General features: G+C 66.3%; 15 protein-coding genes. 10 read left to right on the plus strand and 5 right to left on the minus strand.

Going from position 1 to position 16,919, the window contains the following annotated elements:
* Positions 1-3,182: glutamate synthase central domain-containing protein (locus QZ709_RS14815; RefSeq protein WP_294638165.1), on the minus strand; the 3,182-nt coding region annotated here is incomplete at its 3' end.
* Positions 3,183-3,331: 149 nt separating this feature from the next.
* The gene (locus QZ709_RS14820; protein ID WP_294638167.1) at positions 3,332-4,030 is read right to left on the minus strand and encodes a transposase; all 699 of its coding nucleotides are present in this window, start codon (positions 4,028-4,030) and stop codon (positions 3,332-3,334) included.
* Between the two features lie 239 nt (positions 4,031-4,269).
* Here QZ709_RS14820 and QZ709_RS14825 point away from each other — a divergent pair, with 239 nt between their 5' ends.
* From QZ709_RS14825 to QZ709_RS14860, 8 genes are all read left to right on the plus strand, one after another.
* Positions 4,270-5,412: a ferredoxin reductase gene (locus QZ709_RS14825; protein WP_294638168.1), complete on the plus strand. Its 1,143-nt coding sequence runs from the start codon at positions 4,270-4,272 to the stop codon at positions 5,410-5,412.
* A gap of 34 nt (positions 5,413-5,446) precedes the next feature.
* On the plus strand, positions 5,447-6,601 hold the full coding sequence (locus tag QZ709_RS14830; protein WP_294638169.1) for an acyl-CoA desaturase: 1,155 nt from the start codon (positions 5,447-5,449) through the stop codon (positions 6,599-6,601).
* A gap of 282 nt (positions 6,602-6,883) precedes the next feature.
* Positions 6,884-7,207, plus strand: coding sequence for a flagellar transcriptional regulator FlhD (gene flhD, locus QZ709_RS14835; protein WP_294638170.1), 324 nt, complete (start codon positions 6,884-6,886; stop codon positions 7,205-7,207).
* Positions 7,208-7,249: 42 nt separating this feature from the next.
* Positions 7,250-7,786, plus strand: coding sequence for a flagellar transcriptional regulator FlhC (gene flhC, locus QZ709_RS14840; protein WP_294638171.1), 537 nt, complete (start codon positions 7,250-7,252; stop codon positions 7,784-7,786).
* Between the two features lie 285 nt (positions 7,787-8,071).
* Positions 8,072-8,929 (plus strand): flagellar motor stator protein MotA, encoded by an 858-nt coding sequence (gene motA, locus QZ709_RS14845; RefSeq protein WP_294638173.1) that lies wholly within the window; start codon positions 8,072-8,074, stop codon positions 8,927-8,929.
* A gap of 45 nt (positions 8,930-8,974) precedes the next feature.
* Positions 8,975-9,949: a flagellar motor protein MotB gene (motB, locus tag QZ709_RS14850; RefSeq protein ID WP_294638175.1), complete on the plus strand. Its 975-nt coding sequence runs from the start codon at positions 8,975-8,977 to the stop codon at positions 9,947-9,949.
* Between the two features lie 51 nt (positions 9,950-10,000).
* Positions 10,001-10,399, plus strand: a complete 399-nt coding sequence (gene cheY, locus QZ709_RS14855; RefSeq protein ID WP_294638177.1) for a chemotaxis response regulator CheY — start codon at positions 10,001-10,003, stop codon at positions 10,397-10,399.
* A 17-nt stretch (positions 10,400-10,416) separates the two neighbouring features.
* Complete coding sequence (locus tag QZ709_RS14860) at positions 10,417-11,061, plus strand: protein phosphatase CheZ (RefSeq protein WP_294638179.1); 645 nt, start codon at positions 10,417-10,419, stop codon at positions 11,059-11,061.
* 64 nt (positions 11,062-11,125) lie between these two features.
* Here the strand turns inward: QZ709_RS14860 and QZ709_RS14865 are convergent, their stop codons facing one another.
* Positions 11,126-11,902 carry a LytTR family DNA-binding domain-containing protein gene (locus QZ709_RS14865; protein WP_294638180.1) on the minus strand — a complete coding sequence of 259 codons (777 nt, stop codon included), beginning with the start codon at positions 11,900-11,902 and terminating at the stop codon, positions 11,126-11,128.
* 36 nt (positions 11,903-11,938) lie between these two features.
* Entirely contained in the window at positions 11,939-13,099 is a 1,161-nt protein-coding gene (locus QZ709_RS14870; RefSeq protein ID WP_294638181.1) for a histidine kinase, read from the minus strand.
* Positions 13,100-13,142: 43 nt separating this feature from the next.
* Between QZ709_RS14870 and argH the strand changes: the two genes are divergently transcribed.
* A complete protein-coding gene (argH, locus tag QZ709_RS14875; RefSeq protein ID WP_294638183.1) occupies positions 13,143-14,540 on the plus strand; it encodes an argininosuccinate lyase in 1,398 nt (465 codons plus the stop codon).
* Between the two features lie 63 nt (positions 14,541-14,603).
* On the opposite strand, the gene QZ709_RS14880 is transcribed toward argH, so the two are convergent.
* Complete coding sequence (locus QZ709_RS14880; protein WP_294638184.1) at positions 14,604-15,980, minus strand: PEP-CTERM sorting domain-containing protein; 1,377 nt, start codon at positions 15,978-15,980, stop codon at positions 14,604-14,606.
* 268 nt (positions 15,981-16,248) lie between these two features.
* Here QZ709_RS14880 and QZ709_RS14885 point away from each other — a divergent pair, with 268 nt between their 5' ends.
* The gene (locus tag QZ709_RS14885) at positions 16,249-16,758 is read left to right on the plus strand and encodes a hemerythrin domain-containing protein (RefSeq protein ID WP_294638187.1); all 510 of its coding nucleotides are present in this window, start codon (positions 16,249-16,251) and stop codon (positions 16,756-16,758) included.
* Positions 16,759-16,919 lie beyond the last annotated feature (161 nt).

A 16,919-nucleotide genomic window follows, 5' to 3' on the forward strand; every position in this document is an offset into this window, starting at 1 on the left:
GCCAGGTCTTCGATCGAGTAGATGTCGTGGTGCGGCGGGGGCGAGATCAGGCCCACACCCGGCACCGAGTGACGCAGCTTGCCGATGTAGTCGGACACCTTGCCACCCGGCAGCTGGCCGCCTTCCCCGGGCTTGGCGCCCTGGGCCATCTTGATCTGGATCTGGTCGGCCGACACCAGGTACTCGGTGGTCACGCCGAAACGGCCCGAGGCCACCTGCTTGATCTTCGAGCGCAGGCTGTCGCCATCCTGCATCTCGTAGTCGGCTTCGATGCGCGAGGCGCCGACCACGTCGGACACCTTGGTGCCCTTGACGATCTTGATGCCCTTGAGCTCGTTGCGATAGCGGTTCTCGTCTTCGCCGCCTTCACCGGTGTTCGACTTGCCGCCGATGCGGTTCATCGCCAGGGCCAGGGTCGAGTGGGCTTCGGTGGAGATCGAGCCCAGCGACATGGCACCGGTGGCGAAGCGCTTGACGATTTCCGAAGCGGGTTCGACTTCCTCGACCGGGATGGCCTTGGTCGGGTCGAACTTGAACTCGAACAGACCGCGCAGAGTCAGGTGACGACGCGACTGGTCGTTGATGATCTGGGCGTATTCCTTGTAGGTGTCGAACTTGCCAGAGCGCGTCGAGTGCTGCAGCTTGGCAATGGCGTCCGGCGTCCACATGTGCTCTTCGCCGCGGGCGCGCCAGGCGTACTCGCCGCCGGTCTCCAGCATGTTGGCCAGAACCGGGTCGTCACCGAACGCAGCCTTGTGGTTGCGGATGGCCTCTTCGGCCACCTGGAACACGCCGATGCCGCCGACCTGGGTGGGGGTGCCGCGGAAGTACTTGTCGACCAGTTCCTTGTTCAGGCCGATGGCTTCGAAGATCTGGGCGCCGCAGTACGACATGTACGTGCTGATGCCCATCTTCGACATGATCTTCGAGAGACCCTTGCCGATCGCCTTGATGTAGTTGTAGATGGCCTTCTCGGCCGACAGGTCGCCCGGCAGGTCCTTGGCCATGTTGGCCAGGGTTTCCATCGCCACATACGGGTGGACCGCTTCGGCACCGTAGCCGGCCAGCACGGCGAAGTGGTGCACTTCGCGGGCGGTGCCGGTTTCGACCACGAGACCGGCGGACGTGCGCAGGCCCTTGCGGACCAGGTGCTGGTGGATGGCCGACAGGGCCAGCAGCGCCGGGATGGCGATGTTGGCGCGGTCCATCTTGCGATCGGTGATGATCAGGATGTTGTGGCCGCTCTGGATCGCTTCCACGGCTTCGGCGCACAGCGAGGCCAGACGGGCTTCGACACCTTCATGGCCCCAGGCGGCCGGGTAGGTGATGTCGACTTCGTACGGCTTGAACTTGCCGCCGGTGTGCTTCTCGATGTTGCGCAGGCGGGCCATGTCGTCGAAGTCCAGCACGGGCTGGGACACTTCGAGGCGCATCGGCGGGTTCACCGCGTTGATGTCGAGCAGGTTGGGCTTCGGGCCGATGAACGACACTAGCGACATCACCACGGCTTCGCGGATCGGGTCGATCGGGGGGTTCGTGACCTGGGCGAACAGCTGCTTGAAGTAGTTGTACAGCGGCTTGTTCTTGTCGGACAGCACGGCCAGGGGCGAGTCGTTGCCCATGGAGCCGGTGGCTTCCTCGCCGTTCTGGGCCATCGGGGCCATCAGGAACTTGATGTCTTCCTGCGTGAAGCCGAAGGCCTGCTGGCGGTCCAGCAGCGATTCGCTGAACTCGCCCGCGGCGCCCTTGACGTCGATGGTGTCGAGCTTGATGCGGACGTTCTCGATCCACTGGCGATAGGGCTTGGCCGAGGCGTACTGGGCCTTGAGCTCTTCGTCCTCGATGATGCGACCCTGTTCGAAGTCGATCAGCAGCATCTTGCCGGGCTGCAGACGCCACTTCTTGACGATCTTGTTCTCGGGAATGGGCAGCACGCCGGATTCCGAGGCCAGCACGATCACGTCGTCGTCGGTGATCAGGAAACGGGCGGGACGCAGGCCGTTGCGGTCCAGCGTGGCGCCGATCTGGCGGCCGTCGGTGAACACCATGGCGGCGGGGCCGTCCCACGGCTCCATCATGGCGGCGTGGTATTCATAGAAGGCGCGGCGGCGCTCGTCCATGGTCGCGTGCTGTTCCCAGGCTTCCGGGATCATCATCATCGCGGCCTGGGCCAGCGGGTAGCCGGCCATCACCAGCAGCTCGAGCGCGTTGTCGAACGTGGCGGTGTCGGACTGGCCGTCGAGGCTGATCGGGTACAGCTTCTTCAGGTCGTCGCCCAGCACGGGCGACTTCATCACGCCTTCGCGGGCGCGCATCCAGTTGAAGTTGCCCTTGACGGTGTTGATTTCACCGTTGTGGGCGACCATGCGGTACGGGTGAGCCAGCGGCCACTCGGGGAAGGTGTTGGTCGAGAAGCGCTGGTGCACCAGGGCCAGGGCCGACACCACGCGCTCGTCGCGCAGGTCGATGTAGTACTTGCCGACCTGGTCGGCCAGCAGCAGACCCTTGTAGATGATGGTGCGGCACGACATGCTGGGCACGTAGTACTCGCTGCTGTGCGTCAGGTTCAGGCTCTGGATCTTGCTGGAGGCCGTCTTGCGAATGACGTACAGCTTGCGCTCGAGCGCATCGGGCACCAGGATGTCCGGACCACGGCCCACGAAGACCTGACGGATGACGGGCTCTTTTTCGCGCACCAGCGGCGACATGGGCATGTCGCGATCGACCGGCACGTCACGCCAGCCCAGCAGCACCTGGCCTTCGGCCTTGATGGCGCGCTCGAGTTCTTGTTCGCAGGCCTGGCGCGAGGCGCTTTCCTTGGGCAGGAAGATCATGCCGACGCCGTATTCGCCGGGCGGAGGCAGCTCGACGCCCTGCTTGGCCATCTCGGCACGGTAGAACTCGTCGGGGATCTGGATCAGCAGACCGGCGCCGTCGCCCATCAGCGGATCGGCACCCACGGCACCCCGGTGGTCGATGTTTTCCAGGATCTTCAGGCCCTGCTGCACGATGCTGTGCGCCTTCTGGCCCTTGATGTGCGCCACGAAACCGACGCCGCAGGCGTCGTGCTCGGCGTTGGCATACAGGCCGTGCTCAGCGGCTGCCTGGATTTCTTGGGCAGTGGCCGTGAGGTTCACGGCAGCGTCGGTGGGGAACAAGGTTCCCGAAGTCGCCTGAGGCATGTGGGCGCTCCAGTAGTGAGTGTGACAAAACACGGGGAAACGCGAGGATACCCCGAGGATCGTCCCCACACAAGCGGAAATAATTAGGGTCGGATCACAATTAAAGAACGCACCAACACGGCGCGGAAATTAATTGGGGACATATCAAATCAAGGTGCCACAGGCTTTTTGCGTGGGCGGCCTCTCGGTCGCGGTCGCACGGGGCGTCCCGCCAACTGCGCCAGCGTGTCGGCTCCTTGGTCGTCCGTGAGGGCCCAGCCTTTGTTCATCGCTTCCGAGAACTGATGCTGGACGTCGGCACCCAGGCCCTCGGCCAGCTGCGCGCGCCACGCGGCCTCCCGCTCGAAGGGAGTGTTGCCCAGTGCCCAGAACAAAGCGTGATCGGACACGAGGGGGTCGGTGCGCAACCCCAGGTGGTGTGCGGCACTGCTCCACACGTCGTCCTGCTCCCGTTGCACCAATCCAGCGCGAACGGCATGCTGCTCCACGAAGCGCATCGCGGGCAGCAAGAACCGCGCCGGATCCAGCACCGTGGCCCGAAAACGGCCGGACCACAGGCCACCCTGCCGCCCATGCCGGCGGTTGTAGGCGGCCACGTAGCGGCGGCCGAGTGCCTGCATCGTCAGACTCAGGCTGTCGTCCTGCGCCGGCGTGGCCAGCAGGTGCAGGTGGTCCGGACACAGCACGTACGCGTGGATGGCGAGCCCGTGCAGGCGGGCGGCCTCGCGCAGCGCAACCAGCAGGGCCCGGCGATCGGCATCGTCACGGGCCAGAAGCTGCCCGTCGTGCACCCGCTGCACGACGAGATGGGGCCATCCGGCCACGCCAAGACGAGGCAAACGCGCCATGAAGAAGGGGCGCCCAGAGGCGCACAAGGGGGGGGGTTGATCTGTCCCCATTATTCACCATCTCAGGCTGATGTCGCACCACACCACCTCAGCCCCCATTCATGGGGTTCATACGGCTGTTTGAGGAGTTCCCCGCGTGTGCACGCGGGGGGGCTTGCGTACCCTCGGTACACGGGGTTCATTGCACACCCGGCGTGCGAGCCCGTTGTTGTTGATGCCTGATCAGGAGTTCTGGCTGCATGGCCGCACTGTCTTCCCCCTCTCTTCCCGCGGTGGCCGCGGCCCATCTGGCTTCCTGGCTGGCCCCACTGGGGGTGAGTGCCTCGGCGTTCGACGACAGCCTGGCCCTGATCAACCCGCTGTGGACCGTGCACCGGCTCCATGCCCGGGTCGTGCACCGCCGCGCCGAGACCGCCAGCGCCACCACGTTCGAGCTGCAGGCCGGGCCTGCTTTCCATGGCCTGCAGCCCGGGCACCATGTGCTGGTCGGCGTCGACATCAACGGGGTGCGGCATCGGCGGGCCTACTCGCCACGGTCCGTGGCGGGCGCACCGGGCCGGTTCGCCATCACGGTGCAGCGCCAGGCCGGCGGCCTGGTGTCCAATCACCTGCATGACCGGCTCCAGGTGGGCCACCACGTCGAAGTGAGTCCGCCTTCGGGCGCCTTCACGTTGCCGCCCACCACGCCGCCTCGCGTTCTGCTGATCGGCGGCGGCAGCGGCATCACGCCCCTGATGGCGATGCTGCTGCACCTTCAGGCGCACGCCCCCGCCACCCGGGTGACGCTTGTCTATTTTGCCCGCAGCCGCGCCGAGCGGATCTTTGCGGCACAGCTCGAAGGGCTGGCCCGCAGCTGGCCGGCCTTCCGCTACGTGCCGGTCGACTCGCACGCACACACCCCGCCGTCCGGCGGCGCGTCATTCGCCTCCTCGCCCGTGCTGGACGAAGCCTTGCTGACCCGAATGGCGCCCGACTGGGCACGCACACCCACCTGGTGCTGCGGCCCGGGCCCGCTGATGCAGGCCGCACGGCAACTGTGGGAGCAGGCCGGCCAGCCGGGCCTGCTGCGGCTGGAAGCCTTCGCCGTCGCAAGGCCGGACGCTGCGCCGCATGCCCGGCATGCGGTGGTGCTGAAGCGCGCCGCCCAGGCTGCCCGCTTCGAGGCAGCCGGCCATCACACCCTGCTGGAAGCCGGCGAGCAGGCCGGACTGGTGCTCAAGCACGGCTGCCGGCAGGGTCTCTGCCATGAATGCAGTTGCAGGCTGCAGCGAGGCACCGTGCGCGATCTGCTGCACGGCACCCATGTCAGCGGCGAGGGACAGCCAATCCGCCTGTGCATCTCCAGCGCGCTGACCGACCTCGAACTGGAATCGCTGGGCTGAAGCCCGGCCCACCCGTATGAACCCGAGCCACACCATGCCCTCCTCCACCGTGCAGATCGGACCCCGCAATCAGGCCGAGATGGACGCGTTCCAGCGCGAGCTTGACGCCATCGGCGCAGACACCCGCCGCACGCTGGGAGAGCGTGACGCACGCTACATCCGTCACATCCTGAGGCTGGTGCGACTCACCGAGCTGGCCGGCCGCGCCTTGCTGGCGTGCGGCCCGTTTCCGCCCACGTGGCTGCTGGGCGCCGCCTTGCTGGGCATCAGCAAGATCATCGACAACATGGAGTTGGGCCACAACGTGATGCACGGCCAGTTCAATTTCATGAACGACCCGCGCTTTCAGGGCGACACCTTCGACTGGGACAACACCTGCCCCAAGGAGGAGTGGCGTCACTCGCACAACTACGCCCACCACACGTGGACGAACGTGATCGGCAAGGACCGCGACTTCGGGTACGGGCTGCTGCGGCTGTCGAGCGATCTGCGCTGGAGCTGGCTGCACCCGTTCCAGCTTCTGCTCACGCTGCTGCTGGCCGCCTTCTTCCAGTGGTTCGTGGCCATCCACGACATGCAGATCGACAAGGTGGTCATCGGGCGCAAGAAATGGGCAGAGTGCCAGCCGCAATGGCGTCTGGTGCGCGCCAAGATGTGGCGCATCGTCCGGCGCGACTATGTGGTGTGGCCCCTGCTGGGCGCGGGAATCGGGGCAGTGGCGACGGGCGACGCCCTGGGCTTCGGCCTGGCGGTCCTGGCCGGCAACGCGGTGGCCAACCTGATCCGCAACCTGTGGGCGTGGGCCATCATCTTCTGCGGGCACTTCACGGACGAGATCTACACCTTCACCCGCGAGTCGGTCGAAGGAGAAACGAAAGGCCAGTGGTACCTACGCCAGATCCTGGGCTCGAGCAACATCAGCGGGGGGCCGCTGCTCCACCTGATGAGCGGCAACCTGTCGCATCAGGTGGAGCATCACCTGTATCCCGACATTCCGGCCAATCGCTATGCCGAGATGGCTCCGCGCGTGCGCGAGGTCTGTGCCCGGTATGGCGTGCCGTATCACACCGGAAGCTTTGTCAGGCAGCTGGGTACCGTGCTGGCCCGCATTGCCCGCTACAGCCTGCCGGGCGGCTCGCAGCGGGCGGTGCACCTGTCACTGGAGCCCGTGGTCGCCGAGCGGGCCTGACCCCCGGCAAGGCGTGACGGATCGCACACCCGAGCGCCACGATGCGAAACAAGCCCGGCCACGCCGGGCTTTTTACTGGCTGGCAAACACCCCGCTTTGCCCCCCTTGGGCCGACCGTTGTCAGGTTTTTTCCGACACGGCATGCAGGTCGGAGCCGACGCGCCTTACAGGCGGCCTCCTATTCAGAAAAACGGGACGGGTCACCAGAATTCATTCCATGCCGACACCGATCGGCGAAACAAGACCAGCAAGCCCGCCTTCCAGAACCTTTAGGAGTCCGACATGAACACCGAGCAAGTCCTGATGGAGATCCGCGAAGCCAACCTGCAATACCTGATGCTGGCGCAAAGCCTCATCCGCGCAGACCGCGAACAGGCCCTCTTCCGCCTCGGCATCTCGGACGAAACGGCCTCGCTGCTGGCCCTGCTGACGCCGGCCCAGGTGCTCAAGATGGCCTCGAGCAACACCCTGATCTGCCGCATGCGGGTGGACGACGACCTGGTGTGGGCCCTGCTGACCAACCATGGCAAGGGCCAGGCCAACGACGCCGTCAGCCGCCTGCACGCTTCGATCCTGATGGCTGGCCGCCACCAGGAAGCCGCCTGATTTCCTGACATCCCGACCGTTTTCAGCCCGCGAGGACCCGTCATGCGCAACAAGAGCCTGCTGACCGAAGCCAAGCAGATCGAACGTGCCGTCACCCTGATCAAGCTGGGTGCCCGCCTGCAGGTGCTGGAATCGGAAACCGATCTCTCGTATGAGCGTCTGCTGCGCCTGTACAAGGAAGTCTCGGGCAAGTCGCCATCGAAAGGCCAGCTTCCCTTCTCGACCGACTGGTTCATGACCTGGCAGCCCAACATCCACGCCAGCCTGTTCCTGAACATCCACGAATACCTCAACAAGGCCTCCGAGATGGACGACATCGATGCCGTCATCAAGGCCTACCAGCTCTATCTGGAGCAGACCGAGGTGCAGGGCCTGGAGCCGATGTTGTCCGTCACCCGCGCCTGGCGTCTGGTGAAGTTCATTGACACCGGCATGCTGAGCCTCACCCGCTGCACGCGCTGTGGCGGCCACTTTGTGACGCATCCCCACGAAATCGCGCGCCACTTTGTCTGCGGCCTGTGCAACCCACCGGCCCGCGCTGGCAAGGGCAAGGCGGCAGGCGGCATCCAGATGCATTGAGGGCCGCAGGCGGGAACGCTCAAGTCCGCCGCGGCACGGCCGATATCCCGAATGGACGGTCTGGAAGGACGGTCCTTGCTTGTCTCCTCCCGGCACGGACTCAGGATGGACGTGCACTTGGCGGGCCCCTCGACGGGCCCGCCTTTTTGCTTGGTGCGCGGGCCCGTGCTTGTCACCACGTGAAACCTGAGCGGGATAAGCGGCGGGAGTGCGGCGCTGTTCACGGCATCGGCCGCCACCCCGCTGACCGAAGATGCCGACATGACCAGTACCTGACCCACCACCATGTTCGTCGCGATCGGATACATCGTCTGCCTGGGCTGCATCTTTGGCGCCTACATCATCCACGGGGGCAACATGGGTGTGATCATTCACGCCATGCCCACCGAAATGATGGCCATCGGTGGCGGCGCCATTGGCGCCTTCCTGGTGAACAACCAGCCCAAGACCGTCAAGGCGGTGCTGGCGCAGTTCGGCCCGCTGTTCAAGGGCTCGAAGTACACCAAGGACCGCTACATGGAGCTCATGGCGATGCTCTATGAAGTCCTTCAGAAGATCCGCAAGGAAGGCCTGATGTCCATCGAAAAGGACGTCGAGGACCCGCACAACTCTGCCTTGTTCGGCAAGTACCCCACCGTGGGCCACGATCACCACGTGATCGAGTTCGTGACCGACTACCTGCGGATGATGGTCTCGGGCAACCTGAACGCCCACGAGATCGAAACCCTGATGGACAACGAGATCGACACCCACCACCACGAGGGCCACGCGGCCTGCGCGGCGGTGGCCCGTCTGGCCGGCGCCCTGCCCGCCTTCGGCATCGTGGCCGCCGTGCTGGGTGTGGTGAACACCATGGGTTCGGTGGGCCAGCCACCGGCGGTGTTGGGCGGCATGATCGGCTCGGCGCTGGTGGGGACCTTCCTGGGGATTCTGCTGGCCTACGGCGTGGTGGAGCCGCTGGGCGGCCTGATGGAGCAGAAGCTCGACGAAGGCACCAAGGAGTTCCAGGTCGTCAAGACCGTGCTGCTGGCCTCGATGCAGGGCTATGCCCCACAGGTGGCCATCGAATTCGGCCGCAAGGTGCTGTACTCGACCGAGCGGCCCACCTTCGCCGAGCTCGAAACCCACGTGAAGAAGAAGTGATCCTCGTCAAGCCCTCTTCCTCCTCGCATACCGTGAAAGCCCGCCATGGCCGGTGACTCCAAGAAGGTCCAGCCGATCATCATCAAGCGCATCAAGAAGGGTGGCCATGCCGCCCACGGTGGTGCGTGGAAGATTGCCTACGCGGACTTCGTGACCGCGATGATGGCCTTCTTCCTGCTGATGTGGCTGCTGGGCTCGACCACCGAGGGCGACAAGAAGGGCATCGCCGACTACTTCAACAGCCCGCTGAAGATCGCGTTCTTCGGGGGCAGCGGGGCGGGCGATGCAACCTCGATCGTCAAGGGCGGCGGCACCAACCTCAGCGAAACGGTGGGACAGGTCAAGAAAGGCAGCGCCGACGAGGCCGAGGAAAAGCGTCGACGCAAGGCCGTGCGGATGGAGCAGGCCCGGGCAGAGACCGCCCGGTTGCGCGTGCTCAAACAAAAGGTCGAAGAGGTGATCGCCAACGACGACCGGCTGGCCAAGTACAAATCCCAGATCCAGCTCGACATGACCGCCGAAGGTCTGCGCATCCAGATCATCGACGACCAGAACCGCGCCATGTTCGAGAGCGGCGCCAGCGACGTCAACAGCTACATGCGCGACATCCTGCGCGCCATCGGCGGCGTGCTGGACGAAGTTCCGAACAGGCTGACCATCGAAGGTCACACCGATTCCAAACCTTTCAGCGCTGGCGAACGGGGCTACAGCAACTGGGAGTTGTCTGCCGATCGCGCCAACGCGTCTCGACGCGAACTGATTGCCGGCGGACTGAAAGGCACCAAGGTTCTGCGCGTGCAGGGCCTGGCCGCCAGCATGCTGTACGAGAAGGACAACCCCGAGAGCCCGCTGAACCGGCGCATCAGCATCATCGTGATGAACCGCGAGGCCGAGGACCGCTTCTTCAACGTCTCCCGTGCGGAATCGCTCACGACCGAGGACGACGAAGCACCGGCGGCGCCGACCGAGCCCGTCACACCCGACATCCGCCCCTCAAGACCCGATTTGTCTGGCCGATAAACCAGCAATGAGCCCGGCAGCCAGGCCGGCAACTGACCAAGGACGACCCCCATGAGCCAACCTGCTGACATGAAATTCCTGATCGTGGACGACTTTTCCACGATGCGACGGATCGTGCGAGGCCTGCTGAAGGAGATCGGCTACGTCAACGCCGAAGAGGCCGAAGACGGCGTGGTCGCACTCAACATGCTGAAGAACGGGCGTTTCGACTTCGTCGTCAGCGACATCAACATGCCCAACATGAACGGCTTCGAGCTGCTTCAGGCGATCAAGGCCGACGACGGGCTCAAGCACCTGCCCGTGCTGATGGTCACGGCGGAAGCCAAGAAGGAAGACATCGTGCTGGCTGCGCAATCGGGCGCGGCGGGCTACATCGTCAAGCCCTTCACCAAGGCGACCCTCGAAGAGAAGGTGCAGAAGATCATGCAAAAACTGGCCACCACGGCCTGAACATCGGGGAGTCGATCATGAAAGTGGACCTGCCAGACAACATGCAGATGCCGGCGGCCTCGCCGGAAATCTTTCAGCAACTGGGCACCCTGACGCGCCAGCTGCACGACACGATGAACATGCTGGGGGTCCTGCCGGGTCTGAAGCACAACGTCGACGACCTGCCCGATGCGCGCAGCCGCCTGAACTACATCGCCACCAAGACGGCCGAAGCCGCCGAGAAGGTGCTGAACCTGGTGGACACGGCCAAGGCCGACCAGGAACACATCGCCACCGAAACCCGCAAGCTCGCCTCGCTGATCACGGCCGATCCCGTGAAGGCCGTCGCCAGCGGCGCGGTGTTCAACTTCGTGCAGGACGTCGAGAAGGTGACCCACCGGGTCGACGGCCACCTGACCGACATCATGATGGCGCAGGACTTCCATGACCTCACGGGCCAGGTGGTGGCCAAGGTCGTGCGGCTGGCGTCCGACCTCGAGACCCAGCTCGTGAAGCTGCTGGTCCAGGCCGCCCCGCCCGAGCAGGCCCACAAGGTCGAGGCCGCGCTCACGGCCCATCACGAGCCCAAGCTCGAAGGCCCGGTCATCAACCCCGAAGGCCGCACCGACGTGGTGGCCAACCAGAGCGAGGTCGACGACCTGCTCGCCAGCCTCGGCTTCTGACGCCAGCGCCGCGGGAGATCGTAGCCAGGCCACCTTCGGGTGGCCTTGTGCTTTCCGGGCGCGCTCAGGCCTGCTGCGCCATGGCTTCGCGCACGGCGCTCACCTGCCGGCGCGACACGGCCAGCCACACCAGGGTCGGGCGGATCTGAACCGCCCATCCCTCCCCCCCGTCCTCGTCGTCCAGGCGGCGCTCCAGCGCCCGCATCGCCTGGCGTGCCACGAGGGCGTTGCGGTGCACGCGGATGAAGCGGTCGCCCACTTGTCCTTCCAGCTCGGTCAGCGATTCGGTCAGGGTGTGCACGTCGGTCGCGGTGTGCAGCGTCACCAGCTTCTGCTCGGCCTTGAAATACAGGATGTCGGCCAGCGGCACCCGCACCACCCGCCCCCGGTCCTGAACCACGAAGACCGTGTCGTCTTCAGGCGGGGATGCCGGCCGCTCATCCCGCAGCGCAGCCCGCATCTGCCCGACCCGCTGCAGCGAGGCCGTCAGGCGATCCAGCCGCACCGGCTTGGTGAGGTAGTCGGCCGCGGCCAGATCGAAAGCGCGCAGGGCATGCTCCGGGTGCGCCGTCACGAACACCACGGCCGGCGGACGCGGCAGACCGCGCAGCCGGGCGGCCAGCGTCATGCCGTCCAACCCGGGCATCTGGATGTCCAGCAGCACCACATCCACCGGCTGGCCGGATTCGTGCTGCGCCTGCAGCCACAGCTGGGCCGTCACCGGCTCTCCGAACTCGCCCACCACGTCGACGGGCAGACCGGTCTGGGTCACCAGCGACCGGATGCGCATCCGCGCCAGCGGCTCGTCATCCACCAGCACCATCCTCAAAGCAACCGTCATCACACGCTCTTTCAAGGGACAAGGCACACGCCGGCGTCAGGCGCGGGCGCGCGGCAAAGGCACGCTCAGGCGCACGACGTAAACACCGGGCTGGCGCCCGTCTTCGCTGCGCTGCTGGCCGGCTTCGAACTCGGCCTCCACATCGTGCATGAGCTTGAGGCGCTGCCGCACATTGCGCAAGGCCATGCCATGCCCGGTGCGGGCGGCACCCGGCGCAGCAGCCGCGTCGATCACCGAATTGCGCACCGACAGCTCCACCCGCCCCGCATGCACCCGCGTGCGCACCACGATCCACCCCGGCCCGGGTGCCGGCTCGATGCCGTGGCGCACCGCATTCTCCACCAGGGGCTGCAGGATCAGGGCAGGCAGTTCGGCATCCTGGCCCTCCGCGTCCAGCTCCCAGCGCACCGTCATCCGGTCCCCGAACCGCAGTTGCTCGATCCCCAGATAACGCTGCGCCAGGTCCACCTCGTCCCGCAACGTCGCCCGCATGGTCGGTGACACCAGCGCCTGACGGAACAGCTCGGCCAGGTCTTCCAGCACCGACTCGGCCCGCTGCGGGTCGATCTGCACGAGCGCAATGGCCGTGTTCAAGGTGTTGAACAGGAAGTGGGGCCGGATGCGGGCCTGCAACTCGGCCAGCCGCGCCGCCGCGTGGGCCGGCAGTTCGCTGCGGCTGCGATGCCGCAACCAGGCCAACCCGACGCTGGCCAGGGCCGCCCCCGTGGCCATAGGGGGCACCACCGACCACATCGAAGGACGGATGCCGCCCAGCGCCCAGTCCAGCCACAGCGCCTGCGCCATGCCGACCAGGCCGGCCACGGCCCCCAGGCCGGCAGCAAAGGCCCACTGCACCGGCTCGCTGCAGCGCGCCAGCCAGCGGCGGCTCGCGCACGCCAGCACCAACCACACCAGGCACCCGGGCAGGGCCACGGCCGAGGCCTGCATCCAGCGCCCGATGGCATCCAGCAGGCTGGCCGAACCGAACGACGCCCCGAGCGCCACCACGACCTGCACGCCCAGCACCACCCGCAGCACCACGCCCACATGGCACACATCGAACGGGGATGGCGGCTGCGGACGTGCTGCCGCCTCGGTGGCCCCGAACTGCGTCAGCGCGAACTGAGTGGACACCGCCCAGGCCGGGGGCTCGCCCACCGCGCTGGCGCCCGGGGCGGCAGGCTCCTTAGAATCCATGGTTTGCACATTTTGCGCGAAGCGCGCGTCCGGAACACGTCCCATGAGCACCAACCAACTCGACAAGAAGTCCCAGGCCTGGTCGGCCCTGTTTTCAGAGCCCATGAGCGAGCTGGTCAAGCGCTACACCGCCAGCGTCTTCTTCGACAAGCGCTTGTGGAAGGCCGACATCCAGGGCTCGCTGGCCCACGCCGACATGCTGTGCGCCCAGGGCCTGATCTCTGCAGACGACCTGGCCGCCATCCAGCAAGGCATGGCCCAGATCACCCAGGAGATCGAATCCGGCGCCTTCGAGTGGAAGCTCGACCTGGAAGACGTGCACCTGAACATCGAGGCCCGCCTGACCCAGCTCGTGGGCGACGCCGGCAAGCGCCTGCACACCGGCCGCTCGCGCAACGACCAGGTCGCCACCGACGTGCGCCTATGGCTGCGCGGCGAGATCGACGAGATCGGCGTGCTGCTGACCGAGCTGCAGAAGGCCCTGGTGGACGTGGCCGAGCAAAACGCCGACGTGATCCTGCCCGGCTTCACGCACCTGCAGGTGGCCCAGCCCGTGGCCTTCGGCCACCACCTGCTGGCCTATGTGGAAATGTTTGCCCGTGACGCCGAGCGCATGACCGACCTGCGCCGCCGCGTGAACCGCCTGCCACTGGGCTCGGCCGCGCTGGCTGGCACCAGCTACCCGCTGGACCGCGAACGCGTGGCCCGCACGCTGGGCTTCGAAGCCGTCTGCCAGAACAGCCTGGACGGCGTCAGCGACCGCGACTTCGCCATCGAATTCACCGCCGCCGCCTCGCTGCTGATGGTGCACGTCTCGCGCCTGAGCGAAGAGCTGATCCTGTGGATGAGCCAGAGCTTCGGCTTCATCGACCTGGCCGACCGCTTCTGCACCGGCTCGTCGATCATGCCGCAGAAGAAGAACCCCGACGTGCCCGAGCTGGCGCGCGGCAAGACCGGCCGCGTGGTCGGCCACCTGATGGGCCTGATCACCCTGATGAAGGGCCAGCCCCTGGCCTACAACAAGGACAACCAGGAAGACAAGGAACCCTTGTTCGACACGGTCGACACGCTGAAGGACACGCTGCGCATCTTCGCCGAGATGGCCGCGGGCATCACCGTCAAGCCGGAAGCCATGGAGCGCGCCGCCAAGAAGGGCTACGCCACCGCGACCGATCTGGCCGATTACCTGGTGAAGAAGGGCCTGCCCTTCCGCGATGCCCACGAAGTGGTGGCCCACGCCGTGAAGGATGCGATTGCGGCCGGGGTGGACCTGTCGGAGTTGCCGCTGGACAAACTCCAGGCCTACAACCCGGCCATCGAGCAGGACGTGTACGAGGTGCTGAGCCTGCGTGGCTCACTGAACGCCCGCAACATTCTGGGTGGCACTGCACCCGAGCAGGTGCGGGCGCAGGTGGCCCGTCACCGGGCCCGACTGGGCTGACGGACAGCCCAGTCGGGGGCGCCACGCCACCTCCCGGTGGCTGCGGCGCCCTGTGCACCGGGTTCAGTGCACGCGACGGCGGCGGGCGACCGCCACCGCCAGCATGCCGACCAGGGCCAGCGCATAGGTGCTGGGCTCGGGCACGGCGGCTGCCATCGAGACCGTCCAGGTCATCTTGGTGGCGCCCGGCGTGAAGTCCAGGAACAGCGGCAGGGCCGAAGCCAGGTCGGTGGTCGCCGTGTCGATCGACAGACCGCGGATCTTGAAGCCCGACACACCTGCACCGAAGTAGAAGGTCTCGCCAGCGTCGAAGTCATCGTCCAGCACGGTGCCGTCTTCGGCAATCAGGACCATATTGAAGAACTTCGACGGTGCCGTCACGCTGATGAAGGTGGCACCCTCCAGCGCGATGTCGAAACCATCGGCGAAGGGGGGATCGAACCAGCGACGGGGCAGCGGTGCATCGAACACGAACTCGCCCGGTGCCGGGGTGAAGGGCAGGACAGGCACGTCTTCCGTGCTGCCCACCTCGACACCGCCCACGCCGCCGAAGCCGAACAGGAAGGTGGCTGCGTCACCCGGGTTGGCCACGTTGGGTTGCCCCAGCGAGTACACGTTGGCGCCCAGCGACACCAGCTTGGACACCGCTTCGGCTTCGTTCGCTGCGCTGCCGTAGTAGATGTTGAAGATCCGGCTGGCGCCGGCTTCCAGCGGACCGAAGGAGAAGTCGAATGCCGAACCGTGATCGGAGGGGCCGAGGCGCGTGAAGTCGGTGTTCACGGACTCAGAGCCGTAGCCCCCGGTGACGCCTGCAGACACCCGTGGGTCGGTCGTGGCGAAGCCGTTGTTGCTGGCGTACAGGACGTTACCGCCATTGGTGGTCAGGTTGGCCGTCACGCCGACGTGGGTGACGTATTCGCTGAAAGGCGTCGGAGGCACGTCCCAGTCCATGGCGCGGCGGTAAACCACGTTGTCCAGGCGCGCACCAGTGTTGTTGGTGATCGTGACCTGGTTGAGGAACACGTCAGCGGCCAGAGACGGACCATAGGCCTGGCGCACCGACACGCCGATGCCGGCCATGTTGACCGTGGAGGTGGCGGTCGAGCCGGTGGCTCCGAAGGTGTTGCCGATGCCGATGCCGCCCGAACCGGAGCTCTGGTTGGCCCACGTGGCGAAGCTGCCGCCGCCGGAGTTCACCAGCACGCCCCAGCCTTCGCAAGGGCAGCCCGGCGAAATGGCATCGCCCACGCCGTCACGGTAGACACCGTACACGAGCGACCCGCCCGGTCCGTTGCCCCAGAAATTGAGCTCGCCCGCGTCGTTCACGCCCAGCGAGGTGTTGCCGTAGGTGATGACGGCACCAGCATGCGCCGCCTGGCCGCCCGCCCACAGGGCGGACCCGAGCGCCAGCGCTGCAGCCCCCTGAATCCATGTTCTCATGTTGACTCCTAGTTGTGATGTGGTGCGTGAACTTCTTCACGCGCCCGGCAGCTTAGACACATTCGGGAATTCCAGACAGCTGCGTCCCCCAAACCTAGGGGTACAACAAGGAAACAAGACGTTGCGGCGTGTGGCTTCGCGGCACGGGGGCGCGCGGACGGCGCGAAACCTTGCGCTGTCGCAAGCCCCGCCCGCCGCCCGGTGGCTAACCTCGCCATTTCGATCTGCACGGCGTTCGTGTGCCCGTGCCCGCCCCGAGGAACCCGCCATGTCCAGCCTTGTTTGGTCCGAAGCCCTGTCCCTGTCGATGCCCGTGATGGACGACACCCACCGCGAGTTCGTCGACCTGCTGGCCGACGTGCAAGCCGCTGGCGACGACACCGTGCTGACCCGCTGGCAGACGCTGATCGACCACACGGTCGAGCACTTCGGTCAGGAAGACCGCTGGATGGAAGCCACCGGCTTCGCCCCGGGCAGCTGCCACATGACGCAGCACGCCGTCGTGCTCAAGGTGCTGAAGGAAGGGGCCGAGCTCGGCGCGCAGGGCAACCTGGCACCGATCCGCCAGATGGCACACGAACTCACGATCTGGTTCCCGCACCACGCCCAGACGATGGACGCCGGCCTGGCCCTGCACCTCAAGAGCGTGGGCTATGACCCGGTCACCGGCCAGATCGCCCAGCCGGAGGCGCTGCCCGAGCAGGCCATCTCCGGCTGCGGTGGCGCATGCAGCGGCCACGATCAGGACAGCGAAGCAGACACCCGGCAGGCGGCCTGAGCCGCCGCCCGCCACCTCACTGGCTCATGAGAACCCCGGCACAGGGGACCATGAGCCCGCACACATCAACGCTCAGGGAGAAAGGCCGAAGTCGGGCCGCAGGCCGTGAAGCGGATCAGGCTTGGTCGGTCGCCGACAGCCTGGTCCGCACGGCCTGTTCG

Origin of the sequence: uncultured Aquabacterium sp. (assembly GCF_913773725.1) — a bacterium.
Lineage (GTDB): Bacteria > Pseudomonadota > Gammaproteobacteria > Burkholderiales > Burkholderiaceae_C > Aquabacterium.

What these genes read in the sequence shown, in the direction of transcription:
- QZ709_RS14880 (WP_294638184.1), bottom strand. Translation starts at nt 15,980, where the DNA reads ATGAGAACATGGATTCAGGGGGCTGCAGCGCTGGCGCTCGGGTCCGCC.
- motB (WP_294638175.1), top strand. Translation starts at nt 8,975, where the DNA reads ATGGCCGGTGACTCCAAGAAGGTCCAGCCGATCATCATCAAGCGCATC.
- motA (WP_294638173.1), top strand. Translation starts at nt 8,072, where the DNA reads ATGTTCGTCGCGATCGGATACATCGTCTGCCTGGGCTGCATCTTTGGC.
- flhC (WP_294638171.1), top strand. Translation starts at nt 7,250, where the DNA reads ATGCGCAACAAGAGCCTGCTGACCGAAGCCAAGCAGATCGAACGTGCC.
- QZ709_RS14830 (WP_294638169.1), top strand. Translation starts at nt 5,447, where the DNA reads ATGCCCTCCTCCACCGTGCAGATCGGACCCCGCAATCAGGCCGAGATG.
- flhD (WP_294638170.1), top strand. Translation starts at nt 6,884, where the DNA reads ATGAACACCGAGCAAGTCCTGATGGAGATCCGCGAAGCCAACCTGCAA.
- QZ709_RS14865 (WP_294638180.1), bottom strand. Translation starts at nt 11,902, where the DNA reads ATGACGGTTGCTTTGAGGATGGTGCTGGTGGATGACGAGCCGCTGGCG.
- QZ709_RS14825 (WP_294638168.1), top strand. Translation starts at nt 4,270, where the DNA reads ATGGCCGCACTGTCTTCCCCCTCTCTTCCCGCGGTGGCCGCGGCCCAT.
- QZ709_RS14870 (WP_294638181.1), bottom strand. Translation starts at nt 13,099, where the DNA reads ATGGATTCTAAGGAGCCTGCCGCCCCGGGCGCCAGCGCGGTGGGCGAG.
- QZ709_RS14860 (WP_294638179.1), top strand. Translation starts at nt 10,417, where the DNA reads ATGAAAGTGGACCTGCCAGACAACATGCAGATGCCGGCGGCCTCGCCG.
- QZ709_RS14820 (WP_294638167.1), bottom strand. Translation starts at nt 4,030, where the DNA reads ATGGCGCGTTTGCCTCGTCTTGGCGTGGCCGGATGGCCCCATCTCGTC.
- QZ709_RS14885 (WP_294638187.1), top strand. Translation starts at nt 16,249, where the DNA reads ATGTCCAGCCTTGTTTGGTCCGAAGCCCTGTCCCTGTCGATGCCCGTG.
- argH (WP_294638183.1), top strand. Translation starts at nt 13,143, where the DNA reads ATGAGCACCAACCAACTCGACAAGAAGTCCCAGGCCTGGTCGGCCCTG.
- cheY (WP_294638177.1), top strand. Translation starts at nt 10,001, where the DNA reads ATGAGCCAACCTGCTGACATGAAATTCCTGATCGTGGACGACTTTTCC.